Annotated in this window: 13 protein-coding genes; 4 read left to right on the forward strand and 9 right to left on the reverse strand. The window is 73.6% G+C overall.

Annotation, left to right across the window (positions count from 1 at the left end; all coding sequences use genetic code 11):
- Positions 1–64 precede the first annotated feature (64 nt).
- On the reverse strand, positions 65–1,039 hold the full coding sequence (locus OCT49_RS04200; protein ID WP_502963336.1) for a DUF8829 domain-containing protein: 975 nt from the start codon (positions 1,037–1,039) through the stop codon (positions 65–67).
- Between the two features lie 69 nt (positions 1,040–1,108).
- Positions 1,109–3,085, reverse strand: a complete 1,977-nt coding sequence (locus OCT49_RS04205; protein ID WP_283850550.1) for an acetoacetate--CoA ligase — start codon at positions 3,083–3,085, stop codon at positions 1,109–1,111.
- 220 nt (positions 3,086–3,305) lie between these two features.
- On the opposite strand from OCT49_RS04205, the gene OCT49_RS04210 reads away from it, so the two are divergent.
- Positions 3,306–5,684, forward strand: a complete 2,379-nt coding sequence (locus OCT49_RS04210; protein WP_283850551.1) for a glycoside hydrolase family 31 protein — start codon at positions 3,306–3,308, stop codon at positions 5,682–5,684.
- Between the two features lie 45 nt (positions 5,685–5,729).
- Here the strand turns inward: OCT49_RS04210 and OCT49_RS04215 are convergent, their stop codons facing one another.
- Positions 5,730–6,251, reverse strand: a complete 522-nt coding sequence (locus tag OCT49_RS04215; RefSeq protein ID WP_283855663.1) for an NUDIX domain-containing protein — start codon at positions 6,249–6,251, stop codon at positions 5,730–5,732.
- A gap of 69 nt (positions 6,252–6,320) precedes the next feature.
- Here OCT49_RS04215 and OCT49_RS04220 point away from each other — a divergent pair, with 69 nt between their 5' ends.
- Positions 6,321–7,127, forward strand: a complete 807-nt coding sequence (locus OCT49_RS04220) for a M15 family metallopeptidase (protein WP_283850552.1) — start codon at positions 6,321–6,323, stop codon at positions 7,125–7,127.
- A gap of 142 nt (positions 7,128–7,269) precedes the next feature.
- Positions 7,270–7,617, forward strand: a complete 348-nt coding sequence (locus OCT49_RS04225; RefSeq protein WP_283850553.1) for an Mpo1-like protein — start codon at positions 7,270–7,272, stop codon at positions 7,615–7,617.
- 137 nt (positions 7,618–7,754) lie between these two features.
- Here the strand turns inward: OCT49_RS04225 and OCT49_RS04230 are convergent, their stop codons facing one another.
- From OCT49_RS04230 to OCT49_RS04245, 4 genes are read right to left on the reverse strand one after another with little or no spacing between them, the layout of a single operon-like run.
- Positions 7,755–8,360 carry a GTP-binding protein gene (locus tag OCT49_RS04230; RefSeq protein ID WP_283850554.1) on the reverse strand — a complete coding sequence of 202 codons (606 nt, stop codon included), beginning with the start codon at positions 8,358–8,360 and terminating at the stop codon, positions 7,755–7,757.
- Entirely contained in the window at positions 8,341–8,763 is a 423-nt protein-coding gene (locus tag OCT49_RS04235; RefSeq protein WP_148833191.1) for a DUF742 domain-containing protein, read from the reverse strand. Before OCT49_RS04235 ends, OCT49_RS04230 begins: the two co-directional genes overlap by 20 nt.
- 7 nt (positions 8,764–8,770) lie before the next feature.
- Positions 8,771–9,214, reverse strand: coding sequence for a roadblock/LC7 domain-containing protein (locus OCT49_RS04240; RefSeq protein ID WP_283850555.1), 444 nt, complete (start codon positions 9,212–9,214; stop codon positions 8,771–8,773).
- The gene (locus OCT49_RS04245; RefSeq protein WP_283850556.1) at positions 9,211–12,078 is read right to left on the reverse strand and encodes a sensor histidine kinase; all 2,868 of its coding nucleotides are present in this window, start codon (positions 12,076–12,078) and stop codon (positions 9,211–9,213) included. Before OCT49_RS04245 ends, OCT49_RS04240 begins: the two co-directional genes overlap by 4 nt.
- Positions 12,079–12,554: 476 nt before the next feature.
- On the opposite strand from OCT49_RS04245, the gene OCT49_RS04250 reads away from it, so the two are divergent.
- Positions 12,555–13,028, forward strand: a complete 474-nt coding sequence (locus OCT49_RS04250; protein ID WP_502963337.1) for a hypothetical protein — start codon at positions 12,555–12,557, stop codon at positions 13,026–13,028.
- A gap of 158 nt (positions 13,029–13,186) precedes the next feature.
- Here the strand turns inward: OCT49_RS04250 and OCT49_RS04255 are convergent, their stop codons facing one another.
- The gene (locus tag OCT49_RS04255; RefSeq protein WP_283850557.1) at positions 13,187–17,947 is read right to left on the reverse strand and encodes a hypothetical protein; all 4,761 of its coding nucleotides are present in this window, start codon (positions 17,945–17,947) and stop codon (positions 13,187–13,189) included.
- Positions 17,948–18,088: 141 nt separating this feature from the next.
- Positions 18,089–19,015, reverse strand: a complete 927-nt coding sequence (locus OCT49_RS04260; protein WP_283850558.1) for a hypothetical protein — start codon at positions 19,013–19,015, stop codon at positions 18,089–18,091.
- Positions 19,016–19,103 lie beyond the last annotated feature (88 nt).

The following is a 19,103-nucleotide window of genomic DNA, read 5'->3' on the forward strand; positions in this document are numbered from 1 at the left end:
GCGGTGCCATGTCGTGAAGGGGCTCCCTGCCGAGGGCGGGGAGCCCCTTTCGCTGTCGGTGCCGTCAGTGGTGCGGCTTCGGTTCGTCCGCGCCGAGGTCGAAGCCCGCGCAGTACTCCACGTGCGATTCCGGGGCGACCGGTTCACCGGTTTCGGCGTCGGTGCAGTAGGCGTCGAAGACCTGGCCGACGCTGAGCGGCAGCAGGCTGCCGTGCGACAGGCGCCAGCCGTGGACGCGGTCCTGGGCGCCGGGCCGGCTCGTACGGAGTACGACTCCGCCGGGTTTTTCGAGGGCGATGCCGACCGCGAGCACCGTGACGAACTCGGCCCCCTCGTCCGATTCGAGCCGGGCGGGGCCCGCGGCGTCGTCGCGCTCGATGTGCAGGACGGCGAGCAGGTGCTCGTTGTCGGCGGGGACGCTGCAGACCAGGTGGTGGGTGCCCGGACCGGCCGCCTCCAGCATGCGGAGCAGCAGGTGGGAGGCCCGGTCGAAGGCCTCGCGGCCGACGTCCTGGCCGCAGTCGGCGCATTCGCCGAGGTTCGCCAGGAGCATCGTGGAGTACTCCCAGGTGGCTCGGCGGACGGCTCGGCCGACCAGGACCGGGATCAGGGCGTCGAGGGGTTGTCCGGTGTAGGAGACGGTGGCTCCGGCTGCCGCGATCTCGGCGGTGAAGCGGCTGCGGCTGGCCGGGGTGTCGGGGGCGAGTCCCGACTCGGCGCAGAACTCCGCGTACTCCTCGGGGTCGAAGAGCGCCACCGTGGCGTGCACGCCCTGGGCGGACAGGGACTTCAGCAGGTGCTCGACCTGCTGAAGGTAGACCGTGTGGTCGTCGAAGTCGAAGGTGCGGTAGCGCCGCATCGCCGCGAAGTCCTGCTCGTCGGCCAGGAGGCCGATGGTGCTGGGTGCTTCGCGGCGCAGCGTGCGTCGCATGGATGCGCCGGACCTGCGGTCTCCGGCCGTACGGGTGTGCCTGCCGTTTCCGGTGCGCTTGCCCTTGTTGGTGTGTTTGCTGTTGTCGGTGTTCCCGGTGTGTGCCATGACTGTCCCCCAGTGCGCCGTAGAACATTGCTCACTCAGAGTAATCACGGGCACTGACAATGCAGACGGTCAGTGACGCTTGCGGGCGAGGTCCTCGTAGAAGTGGAGGAGCTCGATGTTGTCGACCGAGCCGGGGTTGACCGCCTTGGCCAGGGCCGTTCCCTGCAGGAGGCGTTTGACCGGAACCTCGATGCGCTTGCCGGTGAGGGTGTGCGGGATGCCGGGGACCTCGATGACCTCGTCGGGGACGTGGCGCGGCGAGAGGTTCTCCCGGATGGTCCGCTTGATGCTGTCGCGCAGCGCGTCGTCGAGCCGCGCGCCCTCGGCGAGGTGGACGAAGAGCGGCATCCAGTACCCGCCGTCGGCTTCTTCGAGGCCGATGACGAGGGACTCGCGGATCTCGGGGAGCCGTTCGACGGCCTCGTAGATGTCCGCGGAGCCCATCCGTACGCCCTGGCGGTTGAGGGTGGAGTCGGAACGGCCGTGGATGACGACCGAGCCGCGGTCGGTGATCGTGATCCAGTCCCCGTGGCGCCAGACGCCGGGGTACATGTCGAAGTAGCTGTCGTGGTAGCGGCTGCCGTCGGGGTCGTTCCAGAAGCGGATCGGCATGGAGGGCATGGGCGCGGTGACGACCAGTTCGCCGACCTCGCCGATGAGCGGTTCGCCCGCGGGGTCCCAGGACCTCAGGTCGGTGCCGAGGCAGGGGGCCTGGAGTTCGCCGATGTGGACGGGGAGGGTGGGGACCGCGCCGGCGAAGCAGCTGCAGACGTCCGTGCCGCCGCTGACGGAGGCGATCCACAGGTCGTCGTCCACCTCGTCGTGCAGCCAGCGGAAGCCGTCGGGCGGGAGGGGGGAACCGGTGGTGGCGACGCACTGGACGCGGGCGAGGTCGAAGTCACGGCCCGGGTGGATGCCTGCCTTGCGGCAGGCCATGACGTAGGCGGCCGAGGTGCCGAAGAGGGTCGCCCCGGTCTGCTCGGCGACCCGCCACTGGGCGCTGACGTCCGGGTGGCCCGGGCTTCCGTCGTAGAGCACGACCGTGGTTCCGGTGAGCAGGCCGGAGACGAGGAAGTTCCACATCATCCAGCCGGTGGAGGTGTACCAGAAGAAGCGGTCGTCGGGGCCGAGGTCGCAGTGCAGGCCGAGCTGCTTGAAGTGTTCGAGCAGGATGCCGCCCTGGGACTGGACGATCGCCTTGGGCAGCCCGGTGGTGCCGGAGGAGTAGAGCACCCACAGCGGGTGGTCGAACGGCACCTGCTCGAAGACGGGCTCGGTGTCCGCGGCGGTGAGGGCGGACCATTCGAGGGCGCCCTCGGGGGCGTCGGTGCCCAGCAGCGGGATGTGGACGACGGCGCGCAGGGTGGGCAGTTCGCGGCGCAGCTCGGCGACCGTGTCGGCGCGGTGGTGTTCCTTGCCCCCGTAGCGGTAGCCGTCGACGGTGAACAGGACGACGGGCTCGACCTGCTGGAAGCGGTCGAGGACGCTGCGGGCGCCGAAGTCGGGGGCGCAGGAGGTCCAGACACCGCCGACGGCCGCGGTGGCGAGGAAGGCGACGACGGCCTCGGGGATGTTGGGGAGGTAGCCGCTGACGCGGTCGCCGGGGGTGACGCCGAGGGCGCGCAGTTCGGCGGCGAGCGAGCCGACCCGGCGGCGGAATCCGGCCCAGGAGAGGGGGACCTGGGTGTGGGTCTCGTCGACGTGGAGCAGGGCGGGGGTGGTCGCGCGCAGGGGGTCCTCGGCGGTGCGCAGCGCGTGCTCGGCGTAGTTGAGGGTGGCGCCGGGGAACCACTGGGCGCCGGGCATGGTCCGGTCGCCGATGACGGTCTCGTACGGGGTGGAGAAGCGGATGTCGAACCACTCGGCGACGGCTTTCCAGAAGGTGTCGAGCTCGGTCACGGACCACTGGTGCAGAGCCGGGTAGCCGCCCTCGGCCGGTGCTCCGTGGTGCTCGGCCGCCCACCGCTGGAAACGGGTGACGGCGGCGGCCTCGATCCGGTCGGGGCCCGGCTGCCAGAGGGGGGCTTCGTGGGCTGCTGCGGTCATGGGGCGGCTCCCTGGACTGTTGCGCGTACGCGGGGTGGCGTGGGTGGCGCACACACGTGCCGGGGTGTGCGCGCGGCGGCCTTCACGGACGATGCCATGTGATCGTCTTTCGCACCAGGGTTCCCCGCTGCGGCCGGGGTGTGTACATGTCGTGGACCTCCGGGTGAATGGAAGTTGAACGGAGCCCGCGCCCGCCCAGCCGGGTGGCAGGGTGAGCCGCATGGATGGTCGTGACCTGGTGCGTTCGGTGAAATTGGTCGGTTCGGTGCGGGGGCTGCGCACGGTGCGCTCCTCCTGGCGGCGTCGCCGTGCGGACGCGCGGGCGTTGCCGGCCCGCGGTGCGGAGCGGGCGAGGGTGCCCGGGCCGGTGGTGGGGGCGGAGCCGGAGCCGGGCGGGGGCGTGGTGCGGTTCGCGCGTTCGGAGTTGCGGGTGCGGGTGGCGGTGGGCGGCGCGGTGTTCCTGGGCTGGGACGGGGCGGAGCCCGCGCCCTCGTACGCGCTGGCCGGGGCGGTGCCCGAGGTGGACCCGCGGGCCGAGCTGGAGCCGGACAAGGACGGTGGCTGGCAGGTGGTTTCGGAGCGGCTGACCGTCGCGGTGTCGCGGCACGGGGCCGTGGAGCTGCGTACTCCCGGCGGGGTGGTGCTCCGGCGCGAGGCGCCGCCGCGCTGGTGGGAGCCGGTGGCGGGCGGGGGCGCGCGGGGGCGTGCGGCGGGGGCGAGGTGGGTGCAGCGTTCCGTGGTGCCGGCGGACGCCCGGTTCTTCGGGCTGGGCGGCCGGGCGTCGGGGCCGCGGTTGCGGGACGGCGTGTACGGCCTGTGGAACACCGATCCGGGCGGGCGTTTCGGGCCGGGCGACGATCCGCTGTACCTGACGATGCCGGTGCAGTTCGTGGTCTCCGACGCGGGGACGCATCTGGTGTTCCACGACAACACCTGGTCGGGGCGGGTGACGCTGCGCGAGGGCGAGGAGGGCGCGGGGTCGGGTCATGACCGTCCGGGGACGTGCGAGGTGCGGATGGACGGGGGGCCGTTGCGCTGCTGGGTGATGGCGGGGACGCCGGCCCGGGTGCTGCAGGGCTGGACGGGGCTCACGGGTGCTCCGGCGCTGCCGCCGTCCTGGGCGCTGGGACCGCAGCACGCCCGGTGGGGGTTCGGGAGCGAGCAGGAGGTGCGGCGGATCGTCGCCGGGTACCGGGAGCGGGGTCTGCCCCTGTCCGCGCTGCATCTGGACATCGACCACTACGACGCGCACCGGGTGTTCACCGTCGACCACCGGCGCTTCCCCGACATGCCGGGGCTGGCGAAGGAGCTCCGGGAGGACGGGGTGCGGCTGGTGTCGATCGTCGACCCGGGGGTGCGGGCGGAGGAGGGCGACGCGGTGTTCGACTCGGGGGCGGCGGTCGGGGGCGGCGGGGCCTTCGTCCGGGACGCGCGGGGGCGGATGGTGCGCGGGGAGGTGTGGCCCGGTGAGTGCGTCTATCCGGACTTCACCGATCCGCTGGTGCGGGAGTGGTGGGGCGGCCTGTACGAGGAGCGGCTGGCGCAGGGGTTCTCGGGGGTGTGGCACGACATGAACGAGCCGGTGGCGTTCGCCGCCTTCGGGGATCCGACGCTGCCCCGGTCGGCGCGGCACTGTCTGGAGGGCCGCGGGGGTGACCACCGCGAGGCGCACAACGTGTACGGGCTGGCGATGGCGCGTGCCGGGTACGAGGGGCTGTGCCGGCTGCGGCCCGGGGAACGGCCGTTCCTGTTCTCGCGTTCGGGCTGGGCGGGGATGCAGCGGTACGGGGGCACCTGGTCCGGTGACGTGGGGACCGGCTGGCCGGGGCTGCGGGCTTCGCTGGCGCTGGTGCTGGGTCTGGGGTTGTGCGGGGTGCCGTACTCGGGGCCGGACGTGGGCGGTTTCGACGGGTCGCCGTCGCCGGAGCTGTATCTGCGGTGGTTCCAGCTGGGTGCGTACCTGCCGTTGTTCCGTACCCATGCCGCGATCGACGCGGGGCGGCGCGAGCCGTGGGAGTTCGGTTCGCAGGTGCTCGGGCACGCGAGGGCGGTGCTGGAGGAGCGGGAGCGGCTGCGCCCGTACTTCGTGACGCTGGCGCACCTGGCCCGGCTGACGGGTGCCCCGTACGTGCGGCCGCTGTGGTGGCGGGCGCCCGGGGACCGGGCGTTGCGGGAGTGCGAGGACGCGTTCCTGCTGGGTGACTGTCTGCTGGTGGCGCCGGTGCTGGAGCCGGGGGCGGACCGGCGGGCGGTGCGGTTGCCGCGGGGGCACTGGTACGACACGGCGACGGGCGAGGTGCACGAGGGGCCGGGGCAGGTGTTGCTCGACGCGCCGCTGTCCCGGGTGCCGGTGCTGGCGCGGGCGGGTTCGGTGCTGCCGGTGCGGGCCGCGGGCGGGGGTGTGGAGCTGGAGGTGTGGGCTCCGGTGGCGGGGCGCGCCGGGGGCGGCCTGGTGGTCCGGGACGCGGGGGACGGCTGGGAGCGGGCGGAGGTCGAGCGGTACACGTCGCGGTTGGTGGACGGGCGGGTGCTGGTGGAGCGGGAGGGCGAGGGTGCGGAGGTGCCGGTGGACCTGCCGGTGCGGGTGCGGGGGTTGTAGGGCGTCCGGGGCGGAGGGTCGGCGGGGAGGCGGGCGGGCCGCGGGTCAGCGGTAGCCGCCGTCGAACCAGGTGCGGGCGGCCCGGGTGTGCAGGGGGAAGGCGAGTTCGGCGGGTGTGCGCAGCACCTGGAATCCGGCGGTCTCGTCGGTGGGTACGGAGGGTGGGAGGGCGTTCGCGGGACGGGGCGGGAGGAGGCCGAGGAGGAGCAGGTGGCCGGTCGGGGAGCTGAGCGCGTCGGCGAGGCGGACGTCCTGCTCGGCGGCCTCGATCCCGGTCTCCTCGCGCAGTTCCCGGACGACGGCGTGCTTCCAGTCCTCGTCGTGGTCGATGAAGCCGCCGGGGAGGGCGAGGCCGCCGGGGTGGGGCGGGATGGTGCGGGTGATGACGACGAGTCCGGTGCCCTCGGGGTCGGTGACGGGGAGCAGGGCCACGGCGACCGGCAGCGGGTTGCGGTAGGCGGTGCTGCCGCAGGCGGCGCAGGTGCGGGGCCAGTCGGCGACCGCGGCGTACGGTGCTCCGCAGCTGCCGCAGTGGGAGTGGTCGACCGGTGGGTGGGGATTGTTCATGGGTGCGGACACGCACGGACTGTATCCGATCTCCGGGCGGGCTCCCCCGCACTCCTGGATTATGTGCTCATGACAGGTCTCGCTTTCGCTTCCCGTGTCCTGACGACCGCTGCCGCCACCCTGCTCGCCGTCGTCGCCGCCGTTCCCGTGGCCGGGGCGGCGCCCGAGCCGAAGGCGCCCGAGGAGTTCGTCGCGCTGCGTTCGGTGGATCCGACGATCATCCAGGAGATGCGCTACCCCACCGCGCACAATTTCATGGGCGTTCCGGTGGACGGCTACCGCCAGCCGCTCTGCATCCTGACCCGGCCCGCCGCCCGCGCCCTGCACCGCGCGCAGGTCCGGCTGCTGCGCCGGGGCTACTCGCTGAAGGTGTACGACTGCTATCGGCCGCAGCGGGCGGTCGATCACTTCGTGCGCTGGGCGAAGGACCTCGACGACCAGGCGATGAAGCGCGAGTTCTATCCCCGGGTCGACAAGACGCGGCTGTTCGCGGACGGTTACATCGCGGAGAAGTCCGGGCACAGCCGGGGCAGCACGGTGGACCTGACGCTGGTGAGGCTGCCCTCCGCGCCGACCCCGCCGTACCTGCCCGGCCAGGAGCAGGTGCCCTGTCACGCGCCCGCGGCCGACCGTTTCCCGGACAACTCCGTGGACATGGGCACGGGGTTCGACTGCTTCGACACGCTCTCCCACACCGATGACCCGCGCATCGGGGGGAAGCAGCGCGCCCACCGGAAGTTCCTGAAGAAGACCCTCGCCGAGGTCGGCTTCGTCAACCTGGCCGAGGAGTGGTGGCACTACACCTTCGAGCCCGAGACGTTCCCGGACACCTACTTCGACTTCCCGGTGGCCAGGAGGTCCGTGGCGGGGCACTGAGATCCCCCGGGCGGCCCTCTTCCGGGGCCGCGGCAGGGAAGGGGCGGCCGGCACCACCCCCGCGGATTCCGGCCGCCCGCTTCTTCCACTTCGACGCGAACCGGCCGTTTCCGGTTGCGGTTCGAGCCATTACCGTGCCCGTATGTCACAGCAGACGTTCGATTCCTACGAAGAGTTCTGGCCCTATTACGTGGCGATGCACTCCCGCGCGGCGACCCGCTGGGTCCATCTGACGGGCACGCTGACGGGGCTCGCCGTCAGCGCCTACGGCCTGGCGCGGGGGCGTCGGAGATATCTGGCCGCGTTGCCGCTGATCGGTTACGGAACGGCCTGGCCCGCGCATTTCCTGATCGAGAAGAACAACCCGGCCACCTTCGGGCATCCGGCCTGGTCGTTGCGCGGCGACGTGCAGATGATCCGGATGATGCTGGCGGGGCGCGACCGGGAGCTGGCGGAGATCGCGGCCAAGTGGCTCGCCGACCGCCGCTGACGGCGGCACGGTCGGCGGTTCGCGCGACCGGCCCGTCCGGCGGGTGCGGACCGCCCGTCACGGCGCCGGTCGGCACGTGGCCCGGACCCCGGTCGGCGGGGGTTCCGGGCCACCCGCCGTGATCCGGACGCGGGACGTCACGTCGTGACGGGTTCGCGGACGCGTTCCGCGCGGGCCAGGGCGTGTTCGACCACCGTGGCCAGGACCTCCCGCACGGAGGAGCGGTCGCGCGCGTCGCACATGAGCACGGGCACCTCGGGGTCCAGGTCCAGTGCGGCCTGCACCGTCCCGGCGGGGAACCGGTCGGCCCCCTCGAAGCAGTTCACCGCGACGGCGAACGGGATGGCGCGGCGTTCGAAGTAGTCGACCGCTGCGAAGCAGTCCTCCAGGCGCCGGGTGTCCGCGAGCACGACCGCGCCCAGGGCGCCCTGCGCCAGTTCGTCCCACAGGAACCAGAAGCGGTCCTGTCCCGGTGTGCCGAAGAGGTAGAGCACCAGGTCCTCGCGGAGGGTGATGCGGCCGAAGTCCATGGCCACCGTGGTGGTGGTCTTCGCCTCCACCCCGGCCAGGTCGTCCACCGGACGGCCCGCCTCGCTCAGCCTCTCCTCCGTGCGCAGCGGCCTGATCTCGCTGACCGCGCCGACCAGGGTCGTCTTGCCCACCCCGAAGCCGCCCGCCACCAGGATTTTCAGGGTAACGGGCTCCACGGGCCGCTTCTTGCGGCTAGAGCGCCCGAAGGCCATTGATCACCTCGCGAAGAATGTTCACGTCCGGCAGCTCGGCCGGCGGAACGGGACGGGTCACATGCACCAGTTCGTCCTCGACGAGGTCGCCGACCAGCACCCGGACCACCCCTACGGGGAGGTCCAGGCCGGCCGCGAGCTCGGCGATCGACTGGGGCACGCCGGAACAGAGCTCGATGATCTCCACGTGTTCCGGGGAGAGCGTCTGGTCCCTGCCCGGATCGTCGGCCTCCGGTTCGGGGACGACGATCGCGATCAGGTCGAGCCGGTGACGGGAGGCGCTGCTGGTACGGCCCCGGGTCATCGCGTACGGACGGACCACCGGCCCCGCTTCGGCGTCGTACCAGTGCGAAGCCCGCGGGTCGGTGGGCGTTGCCGGAGATCTGGAGGATTCGGCGCTCACCGTCCACTCACCCCCCGGCGGCCGAACCGGGCGTCCGGGGGGCGTTGGTCAGGTGGGCACCGACCCGCTTGACCATCAGCGTCATCTCGTACGCCACCTGACCGACGTCGGAGTCTGCGTCGGCCAGCACCGCGAGACAGCTCCCGTCCCCGGCCGCGGTGACGAAGAGGAACGCCTCGTCGAGTTCGACGACGGTCTGGCGGACCCTGCCCGCCTCGAAGTGCCGCCCGACCCCCTTGGCGAGGCTGTGGAACCCGGAGGCGACGGCCGCCAGGTGCTCGCTGTCCTCGCGGGTCAGGTCCTTCGACGTGCCGGTGGCGAGGCCGTCGCTGGAGAGCACCAGCGCCTTGTGGATGCTGGAGACCCGCTCGACGAGTTCGTCGAGGAGCCAGTTGAGCTGGCCGGAGCCCTGGCGTGCGGCATCGGTCGCAGCGACGTTCGGTGCGGTCATGGACCGTCCCCTCCCGGAGTGGTTCCTTGTGCTGTGTCACCGGGACCGGACACGTCCTCGGCGTTCTGCCGGCGTCCGCGCTGCCAGCCGCGTTGGAGCGAAGCCATACGGCTGCGCACCTCGTCCGCGTCGCGGTCGAAGTCCTGGGCCGGGTCCGTCCGGGCCGGTTCCGCGGCGCGGAGGCCCGAGTCCTCGCGCAGCTGCGGGGCGAGGCTGGCCTGCCGGATGCGGCGGGGCAGCCCTCCCACGGTCTCGCGGGTGCTCGGGGCCCCGGCGGGAGCGGACCCTGCGGGGGTGGCGGGCTCGGTGGGTTTCCGGAAGCCGGTGGGCTGCCGGGGTTCGGTGGCGGCACCGGGGTGCCACGGGGCGGCGGCCGGCGGCGTGCTGCCCCGGTCCGGCGATGCGGCACCCGGTCCGGGGCGCGCGGTGTCGAGGGACCGGGGCCCGGAGGTCTCGGCGGGGCCGCGCCCGGCGGGCGCGGAGCGGGCCCGCCCCGCCTCGTCGACCCGGCGGCCGTTGTCGGCGACCAGGGTCGGCGGCTTGCGGCGGGGCAGGGGCACCGGTCTGCCGGGGTGCGCGTCGGCCGCGGTCCCGGCCGGCCGGTCCGCGGCCTGCTGGTGCTGGTCGCGGCCGCCGTCGCGGCGCGGCTCGCGGGCCCGGAAGATGCCGCCGCGCTCGCTCTCGATGTCGTCGAGGTCGGAGGCGCCGCCCAGCAGGGGGTCGAGCAGCGGGTCGAGGGCCGGGTCGTCGTCGAAATCCAGTGCCCCGACGGGGCCTTCGAGCTCCACGGGGCCGTCCAGGAGGGCCGGGTCCACGAGGCCGGTCGGCACCGGGGCGAGGGTGGAGGGCCGGCCGGCCCGGCGGTCCGGTGCGCCGTCGCCGCCCGTGGCCTCGCCGGTCTTCCGTCCGGCCGCGCCGATCGCCCGCTCGGCCCGGCGGTCCAGGCGGAAGCCGGTGCCGTGGGTGTCCGGGGCGTCGGTGAGCAGCGCCGCCGGGATGAAGACGACCGCGGTCGTGCCCCCGTAGGGGGAGGGCTGCAGCGAGACCCGGACGTTCTGGCGCTGCGCGAGGCGGCTGACCACGAACAGGCCGAGCCGGTCGGTGTCGGAGAGTTCGAACTCGGGGGTCTCGGCGAGCCGCAGATTGGCGTCCAGGAGGACTTCGGGGGGCATGCCCAGGCCGCGGTCGTGGATCTCCAGCGTGAAGCCGTTGGCGACGCGTTCGCCATGCACCTGGACCGCGGTGTGCGGGGGCGAGAACACGGTCGCGTTCTCCAGGAGTTCGGCGATCAGGTGGGTGAGGTCGGCGACCGCGGGGCCGCCCACGCCGATGCGCGGCAGTCGGCGGACCTCGATCCGTTCGTAGTCCTCGACCTCGGCGACCGCCGCCCGTACCACGTCCATCAGCTGGATCGGCTTGCGCCACTGGCGGGAGGGCGCGGCGCCGGAGAGGATCACCAGGCCCTCGGCGTGGCGCCGCATGCGGGTGGTCAGGTGGTCGAGGCGGAAGAGGTCCGCGAGTTCGTCGGTGTTCTCGGTCCGGCGCTCCATCGTGTCCAGGAGCGTCAGCTGACGGTGCAGCAGCACCTGGTTGCGGCGGGCGAGGTTGACGAACACCTCGGACACGCCGCGCCGCATGTCGGCCTGCTTGACCGCGGCCTCGACGGCCGCCCGTTGCAGGGTGTTGAGGGCCTGGCCGACCTGGCCGATCTCGTCGCGCTCGTACTGGAGGTGCGGGGCCTCCGTCTCCACGTCGACCTGCTCCCCCGCGGCCAGGCGGCGCATCACGCTGGGCAGGCGCACGCCGGAGACCTCGTGGGCGTCCTTGCGGAGCCTGGAGAGGTCGCGGATGAGTTCGCGGCCGATGCGCACGGAGACGAACAGCGAGGCGACCAGGGCGAGGAATCCGAGGACGCCCGCGATGCCGGCCTTGATCAGGACGCCGTACCCGGCGGGTTTGCCGCGCTCCTGGAAACGGTGGCTCATCTCGGTGGAGTCGTTGGCCAGCCGTTCCAGGACCGGTGCGGCCGCCTCCTGCCAGCGCTCGGTGTCGACGGCCCGCGGGTCCTGGGTGGGGCCGTCCTGGACGAGGGTCCTTTCCGCGGTCCTGAGCGGTTCGCTGTCCGGGCTCGCCCAGTACTGCTCGATGCGCCGGCGCTCCCGGGCGGGAAGCATCTCGGCGTTGATCTCGTAGAGCAGTTCGCGATTGGCCACGAGGTCGGAGACCTGGCGCAGTTCGGCGGCGGTGAGCCGGCCCGCGATGAGCGACGAGGCGATCAGGGCGTCCTCGCGGGAGAGCATCTCGCGGGCGCGGGAGAGTCCGACCAGGGCCCGGACCTGCTTGTCCATCGACACGTTCTCCATCGTGCGGAGACCGGTCAGAAAGCGGTAGCAGGGATCTATGAGCCGTCCGTAGAACTCCATCGCCCTGGAGCGGTCGATGGTGCGCTCGTCGACCGATTCGCGCAGTGCGCCGAGTTCCTCCACGGTGCCCAGGATGGAGTCGAGCTGGGAGTCGTCCTCGGAACTGAGCGCCTCACGAATGTCTTTCTGGCGGGCGCCGTCCTTGAGGCCCGTCAGGACGCGGTCGGTGGCCGTCCGTTGACGTTGCAGGAGGGGGAGGGCGTCGGAGGCCCTGGGGTCGGCGAGGAAGACGAGGGTCTGACGGCGCTCGTCCTGAATGGCCCGGACCGTGTCCTCCAGCGGATGGCCGACCTTCTCCACGATGGTGCTCGCACTCATCAGCTGTCCGGCCTCGCGCCCCGTCAGATAGGTGGCGAATCCCCAGAGCCCGGTGAGGGAGACGAGCGGCACCAGCAGCAGCGCCACGATCTTCCTGCGGATGGACTTTCCGCGAAAGCGCATGGACTCCCCCAGCTCGACCCCGTGTGCCGGGGGTCGTGTTCCGTCAGCAAACGGCGCGAGCCTACTACCGACACGGAGACAACTCGAAGAGACGTCCGGACGATTTTCAGCCGCACTCCTCGTTATTGATCATGGGTTGTCCTGGCATTCCGGGCAATGAAATTCACGAAAGCGGCAGAAGAGACCCGCCAATGCTTCACCATGTTCGACAGGGCAGTTGGCTGGAATTATTCGCTCCATGACGGATCGGGGGAATCTTCACGACCGGCCACTCGTCCGTCTGTACGGGACATCTGTACGAGGTGGGGACAGCCCGGGGAGAAACGGTGTACGTGAGGCGGGATCATGGTGGGGGTTGCGATCCCGGTCCGCCGGAGGAAACCGGTGGGGGCAGGACGGTCCGGCTCTCCCGCGTAGGGACGGCACATGCCGGGCAGCAACCCTGAAGTCGGACAGTGGTGGGGAGTTGAGAGTCCTTGGAAACGGAAGAGCGTCGGGGTGCGGTGCTGTCGGCACCGGCCGCGGCGGCACGCCCGGCGGCGGCGAACGGGGCGAGAATCCCGCGCCAGCAGTTGTGGGTGGAGGAGCCCGCGGGACGGCGCCGGATGCCGGACCCGGTCCGCACGTCCGCCGTGCGCGCGGTTCTCATCATGTCGCTGACGATCATTCAGGCGATGGTGGCGTTCCTGTGCACGCTGACCGGGTCCTGGCTGGCGTTCCCGATGGTGCTGAGCAGTGTGGGCAGCACGGTGGTCGCGACCTGGTCGGTGCTGGACGTCTGGATCACCCGGCAGGTGTGGAACCAGCGCAACGGCGTGGTGTCCGCGCCGAGCAGTTCGGCACGGCAGTTGCGCCGCGAGCGGCGCAGGGCACGACGGGCGGCCCGGGCCGCGGAGCGGGAAGAGGCGCGGATACGCCGCCGGGGCTCGGGAAACCTCTCACAGGCCTGAGCCCCTGGGGCCCGCCCACCCGGGCGGGGCCGGGGTCTCCCTTCCGGATCGCGCCGGCCTCAGCGGACCCGGCGCGATCCGGAAGGGAAGTCCCGGTGCGGGAACGGGAGTTACCGCCCGGCCGGGAATTCCCGGCCCCGCCCTCCGGGCAGAGGACGCTACTTCCGGGACACGCCCCGGGCCTCCTGCTCCGCGGGGGCCCCGTCGGTGGCGGGCGGTGTCGTGGCGCGCTTGAACATGCGGGTGGCGGTGATCTCGCCGTGCACCGTCTCGCCGCCCGGGTCCTGCTGCGGCAGGCCGGGACGCAGATGCTCCTCCACGCTGATGTACTTCAGCCCGGCCCGCAGGTCCGCGTCGTTGCGCAACCGGATGACCAGCGGGAATTCCGCGAGTGCCGTGGTGTCGAACAGCCCGGTCGTGTAGAGGAGCTGCACGCCCAGGGCGTCGGACACCGCGCGCTGGAGCTCCAGCAGATAGGTGGCGTTGGCGCGGCCGATGGGGTTGTCCAGGAAGAGGGTGCCCGCGTGCCGGTGCTGGTGGCGGTCCCGGCCCCGGTCGTTGCTGCGCAGCGCGGCCATGGTGCAGTACAGGGCGATGGCGGCGGTGAGCAGCTGACCGCCGGAGAAGACGTCGCCCATCTGTCCGACCGGGACGCGCTCGGCGCGGAGCACCGCGTCCGGCTTGAGGATCTCCACGGCGATGCCCCTGGGCTCCAGCGCCGCCTGCACCCCGCGCAGCAGGAGGGACATGCCGTCCCTGCGCAGGTCGGAGTTCTTCCTCAGCGCGGCGCGGGTGGCCTCGTCGATGACCTCGCCGAGGCGTTCGGTGAGCGTCGCCTGGTCGGGTTCCTCGAAGCGGATGCGGAGGAATTCCTGACCGGACCACTCCCCCAGTCCTTCCGGGAGCCGGGAGAGCCGCTGGGCGGAGCGCAGGGTGGTGAGCGCGGACTCCACGAGACCGCGCAGCCGGTCGACGATGGAGTCGCGGTTGCGTTCCAGCTGGGCCAGTTCGTCGGTGAGCACGCGGAGCCGGGGCGCGAAGGCGGCGGCCCACTTCTCGGCGTGCTCGGGCAGCGCGGCGGCCGGCAGCTCGCGGATCTGCTGGCGCGCGGGGGTGCGGACCTGTTCGTAGCGGGTGGAGTTGGCGTGCCGTACGAGGATGTCGCTCGCTTCCCGTACGGCGCTCTCGGCGGCGGAGAGGTCGGTGGCGCAGCCGCGCAGTGAGCGGCGGGCCTCGGCCGCGGACTGCCGGGCCTCGTCGAGGCTGCCGGGGTACGGCTCGGGGGCCTCGGGGTCGTCGTCCGCGCCGTGGTCCCTGAGCAGGTCCCGCAGGAGGGCGGCCGTCTCGTCGAAGCCGCTCGCCGAGTCCTCCGCGGTGCGGTGGGCGTGCAGCAGTTCGGCGTGGGCGGCGCGGGCGGTGTCCAGCGCGGCGGTGGCGGAGGCCAGTTCGGCCGTGGCGGTGCGCAGGAGGGCCTGGGCCTGCTCGGCGTCAGCGGGGACCAGTTCGTCGGGGAGTTCGGTGTGGTGGGGCTCGCCGTCGGCCGGGGCCAGGCGCTCGGCCTCGCCGCGCAGCCGGCCCAGTTGCTCGCTCGCCGTGGAGGCCCGGGTCTCCAGGAGCTGCACCAGGGACTCCGCACGGGCCGCGGCGGCCTGCCGGGAGGGCCCGTCGGCGCCGTCGGTTCCTTCGAGGAGCTGGGCGGCCCGGGTGCGGACCTTGTTGGTGAGCCGGTCCAGTTCGGCGAGGGCGGCGCTCTCGTCGCTCTCCGCGCGGGCCTGTTCGGCGCGCAGGTCCGCACCGACGCCCACCTTCTCGTACAGCTGGGAGGCGGCCCGGTACGCCTCGCGCAGGGCGGGGAGCGCGAGCCGCGGGGCGTCGCCGTCGGTCTCCGGGAGCTGCTCGGGGGCGCCCGCGATCTCGGCGCGTTCGGCACGCAGGGCCCGGGCCGTGCGCCGGGCGTCGTCGGCGGCGCGCTGCGCGGCCCTGCGGTCCTCGTCGGCGGCGCGGGCCCGCTCCAGGCAGACGGTGGCCCGGGCCTCGGACTCGGCCGCCTCGTCGGTCAGTTCGCGGAGCTTCGCCTGCCAGCCGGCGCGTTCGCGGAGCCGGTACGCCAGGCCCGCGAGGGCGTCGGCGGCCCGGCGGGCGCGCTGGGCCGCCTCCTGGCGCTCGTCGCGGACGCGGGCGGTGTCCGCGGCCGCCTCGTCGGCCTCGGCGCGCACCGTACGGGCTTCCGCGAGTTCGGCCTCGGCCGTCTCCGCGACGGTGCGGGCGGTGCGGGCGGCCTCGGCGAGTTCGGCGAGCATGCCGGGCGGGCAGTCGGCGCGCCAGGAGCTGATACGGGCGGCGAGGGAGCGGTCCGCGGTGAGCCGGGCGGCGAGGGAACGGATGTCCTCGTCGCGGGCCGCGGCCCGGGTCCTGAGGGCCTGTCGTTCCTCGTCGGCCGCGTGCTCGTCGTGCATCGCCGGGTTCGGCGGGACGAGGAACACGCCCTCGGTGTGCGGACCCGCGGCCGGGACGGGGGCGAGCAGCGCCGCGGCGGTGCCGACGGCGACCGCGGAGCGCGGCAGCAGGGCGGCGCCGTCGAGGACCTCGCGGGCGCGGGCGTGCGAGTCGGGGTCGGTGATGACCACGCCGTCGACCAGTTCGGGGCGGGTGGCGAGGACCGCGGCGTGGTCGGCGGGGTCCACCGCCTGGGCGAGGTACCGCCAGCCGGGCAGGGCGGGGATGCCGTGCTCGCCGAGGTACTCGACGGTGGCCAGGACGTCGGGCCCGGGGGGCAGCAGGCCGCCGTCGCCGAGGGCACCGAGGATCCGCGCGTCGTCGGCGGCCACGGTGCGCAGTTCGAAGAGGCGTCGCTCGGCGGAGCCGATGCCCTGGTCGAGCAGTTCCCTCAGTTCGTCGGCGCTGCGGTCGAACTCCTGGACCGTGAGCGGCCGTTCGCGCACGCCGGGCTGCTGCCCGGTGCCGGTGGACGGGTGGTCGCCGCGGGCGGACCGGTCGTCCTGCTCTTCCCCGGCGGGGTGCGGGCCCGGGCCGGCCGGGCCGGTGTCCGTGCCGGTGGTGTCCGTGCCGTGCGGTGCGGGAAGGCCCAGCAGGTCGGCCAGCCGGTGGTCGGCGGCGATCGACTCGGCGGCCCTGAACTCGGCCTCGTACGACTGTTCCGCGGCCTGTGCGGCGTCGGCGGCGCGGGCCGCGGCGAGTTCGGCGCGGCTCTCGGCGGTCGCGGCCTCCCTGGCCCGGTCCGCGGCCGAGCGGGCGGCCTCCCTGGCGGTGTCCCAGGCGGCGACGGCGGCCTGCTCGGCGTCGCTCGCGGCGAGGGCGGCGCGCGCCGGGTCGGCGTCCGGCGCGGTGTCGTCGAGCCAGCCGGCCCGTACCGCCTGGGCCGTCTCCTGTTCGACCTCGGCGAGGCGCTGGCGCAGGTGCCCGGCCTCGCTGCGGGCGCGCTGGGCCTCGGTGGCGGCGGTGGTGGCGTCCCGGTGGGCGGTCTCGCCCGCGCGCTGCAGGGCGTCGGAGCGCTCCTCCTCCTCGTTGGCCAGGTTCTCCCCGGCCTCCGCGGCGATGTGCAGGGCCTGCACCAGGTCGGCGGCGGCCTCGGCGCGGGCGGCGAGCGCGGGCGCGGCGTCCCGTTCGGCCTCCCGGATGGCGGCGGCCACCCGGGCGGAGCGGTCGCCGGCCGCACGGTGCCGCAGCACGGCCTCGGCAGCCTGCCAGGCGGAGTGCAGGGTGCGGGCTTCGACCAGTTCGCGGCGCTGGGCGGCGGCGCCCTTCTCCGCCGCGGCCAGGGCCAGGGAGGCGTGCCGGTAGGCCAGTTCGGCGGCGACCAGGGCGCTGCGGCCGCGGGTTTCCTCGGCCGCGGTGACGGTGTGGGCGGCGCCCGTCACCTGCTGGGCGAGTTCGGTGCTGCGGCCGCGTTCCTGGCCGGCGCGGACGGAGAGCCTGCGGGCGAGCGTACGGGTGCGGCGCTCGGCGGCGGCGTGGATGTCCCGGGCGCGGGAGCGGGTGGCCGTGGCCTCCACGATCCGTCCGAGCAGATCGACCGAGCCCGCCGTGAAGTCGCGTTCGGCGGTCAGCTCGGCCCGGCGGCCCAGTTTGTTGCCGAAGCCGCCGACCAGGTCCGCGAGGCCGTCCGTGTCCCGGGTGTCGGTGACGGCCCGCAGCAGCAGGTCGGTGAAGTCGGAGTCCTTCTTGACCGCGAAGAGGCCCGCCGCCTCGCCCTCGTCGGCGTTCATCTCGCGCTGGTAGCGGAAGAGTTCGGGGTCGAGTCCGAGGTCCCCGAGGTGTTCGTTCCACCGGTCGTGGATCTCTTCCCAGTGCACGTCGAGGTGCTGGTAGAACTTGCCCGCCTCGGTCAGGGCGTCGCGGAAGCCCTTCATCGTGCGCCGTCTGCCCCGCGCGCCGGAGGCGCCTTCGGCGGAGGGGCGTACGGAGGTGGCCTCGGCGACCGGCAGGGAGTCCAGGCTGAGTCCGGGTCCGGGCCGGAAGGAGTACCAGGCCTCGGCGAATTTCCTCGGGTCGTTGGAGACCTGCCGGCCGCGCCATTCGCTGACCTTGCCGACGACCACGCACTCGCCGGTGAGGGTGTGCTGCCACTCCAGGGCGACGTGTCCGCAGTCGTCGGCGAGGAGGAACTTGCGCAGCACGCCGGAGCTGGCCCCGCCGAGGGTGTTGCGGTGGCCGGGCAGCATCACCGAGAAGATCAGCTTCAGCAGCACCGACTTGCCGCCGCCGTTCTCCAGGAAGAGCACACCGGCGGGTGCCGGGCGGCGCGGCGGGCCGACCGGCTCCTCCTCGAAGAACTCCGCCTGGGTCGGCGCGGGGTTGGGCACGGGTTCGCCCACTCCGCGCAGGTCCAGCACGGTGTCGGCGTAGCGCGCACCGGCAGGCCCGATGGAGTAGAGGCGGACCCGGGACAGCTCGTACATGGCGGCGGACTCTCGTCGTTCGGACGGTGAAGGCGGTGGAGTGGTGAAGACGGTGGGGCGGTGAAGACGGTGGGGCGGTGAAGACGGTGGGGCGGTGGAGGCCGTGAAGGCGTGGGGCTGCGAAAGGGCGGTGGGGGCCGGTCAGGCGTGGAAGGGCAGACCGGCGTCGGCGACCAGCTCCAGGTCGTCGGGGTCGGGCGGCGGGAGCAGCGTCGCCGTGCCGTCGGTGACCGGGACGACGCCGAGCTCCAGCAGTTCGGCCATGGCGGCGCCGCCGGCCATGTCGCGCACCTGGAGCTGGTAGCGGGCGGTGGTGCGGAAGGCGCCGCCGGCGTCGTCGCCGGTGCGCTGGAGGAAACCGGAGTCGGTGAGGAAGGCCACGGCCTTCCCGACGATGCCGGTGGTGGAACCGGCCAGTCGGCGGGCGTCCTTCGTCGCGCCGGTGGCGCTGCGCCGGGCGTAGATCCGCCATGCCGCTTCGAGGCCGGGGGCGTCGGTGGCCGGGTCGGTGTTGTCCCCGTGCTCCTCGGCGCGCTCCTCCAGCCGACGACACGCCTGGCGTACGAAGGAGTCGACGCCGTTGACCGTGATGCGGCCGATGTAGGCGTCGTCGGCGAGGTCCTCGGGGCGGGGGAAGGCCATCGCGGCGACGGCGAGGTGCGCGAGGCCGTGCAGGAAGCGGTCGGCGGAATCGGAGGAGGCGCGGCGGGCGTAGTCGCCCATGCGGACGGCGAAGACGGAGTCCTCCCCCGCCGTCACGGCCATGCCCGCGCGGGTGGACACCTCCAGCACGACCAGGCCCAGCCCGGTCGCCACCGCGTCGGCGAGCCGGGCGAAGGCGGGCTCCTCCCGGTAGCGGCGGAGCAGTTCGGCGTACTCGGCGTCGCGGGCGGGCAGCAGTTTGGGCTGGAGGCCGAAGGCGACGAGCCGGGCCGCGTCGGCCGCGTCGGCCGGGGTGACGGACGCGGTGGTGGTGCCCGCCGGGTCGGCGGGCGGCGCGCTCTCGGTGGCGTACGCGGCGGTCGGCTCGCCCCACGCGTCGGCGTGCTGTGCGCGGTGGTCGCTCACGACGGTCGCTCCTTGCTGCGGAAACTCTTCGGTACGGGGCGGACGGCACGGGCTCCCGCCGTGGACGTCCGCCGGGGCGGTACGGGGC

The sequence above is a fragment of the Streptomyces sp. ML-6 genome, assembly GCF_030116705.1.
Lineage (GTDB): Bacteria > Actinomycetota > Actinomycetes > Streptomycetales > Streptomycetaceae > Streptomyces.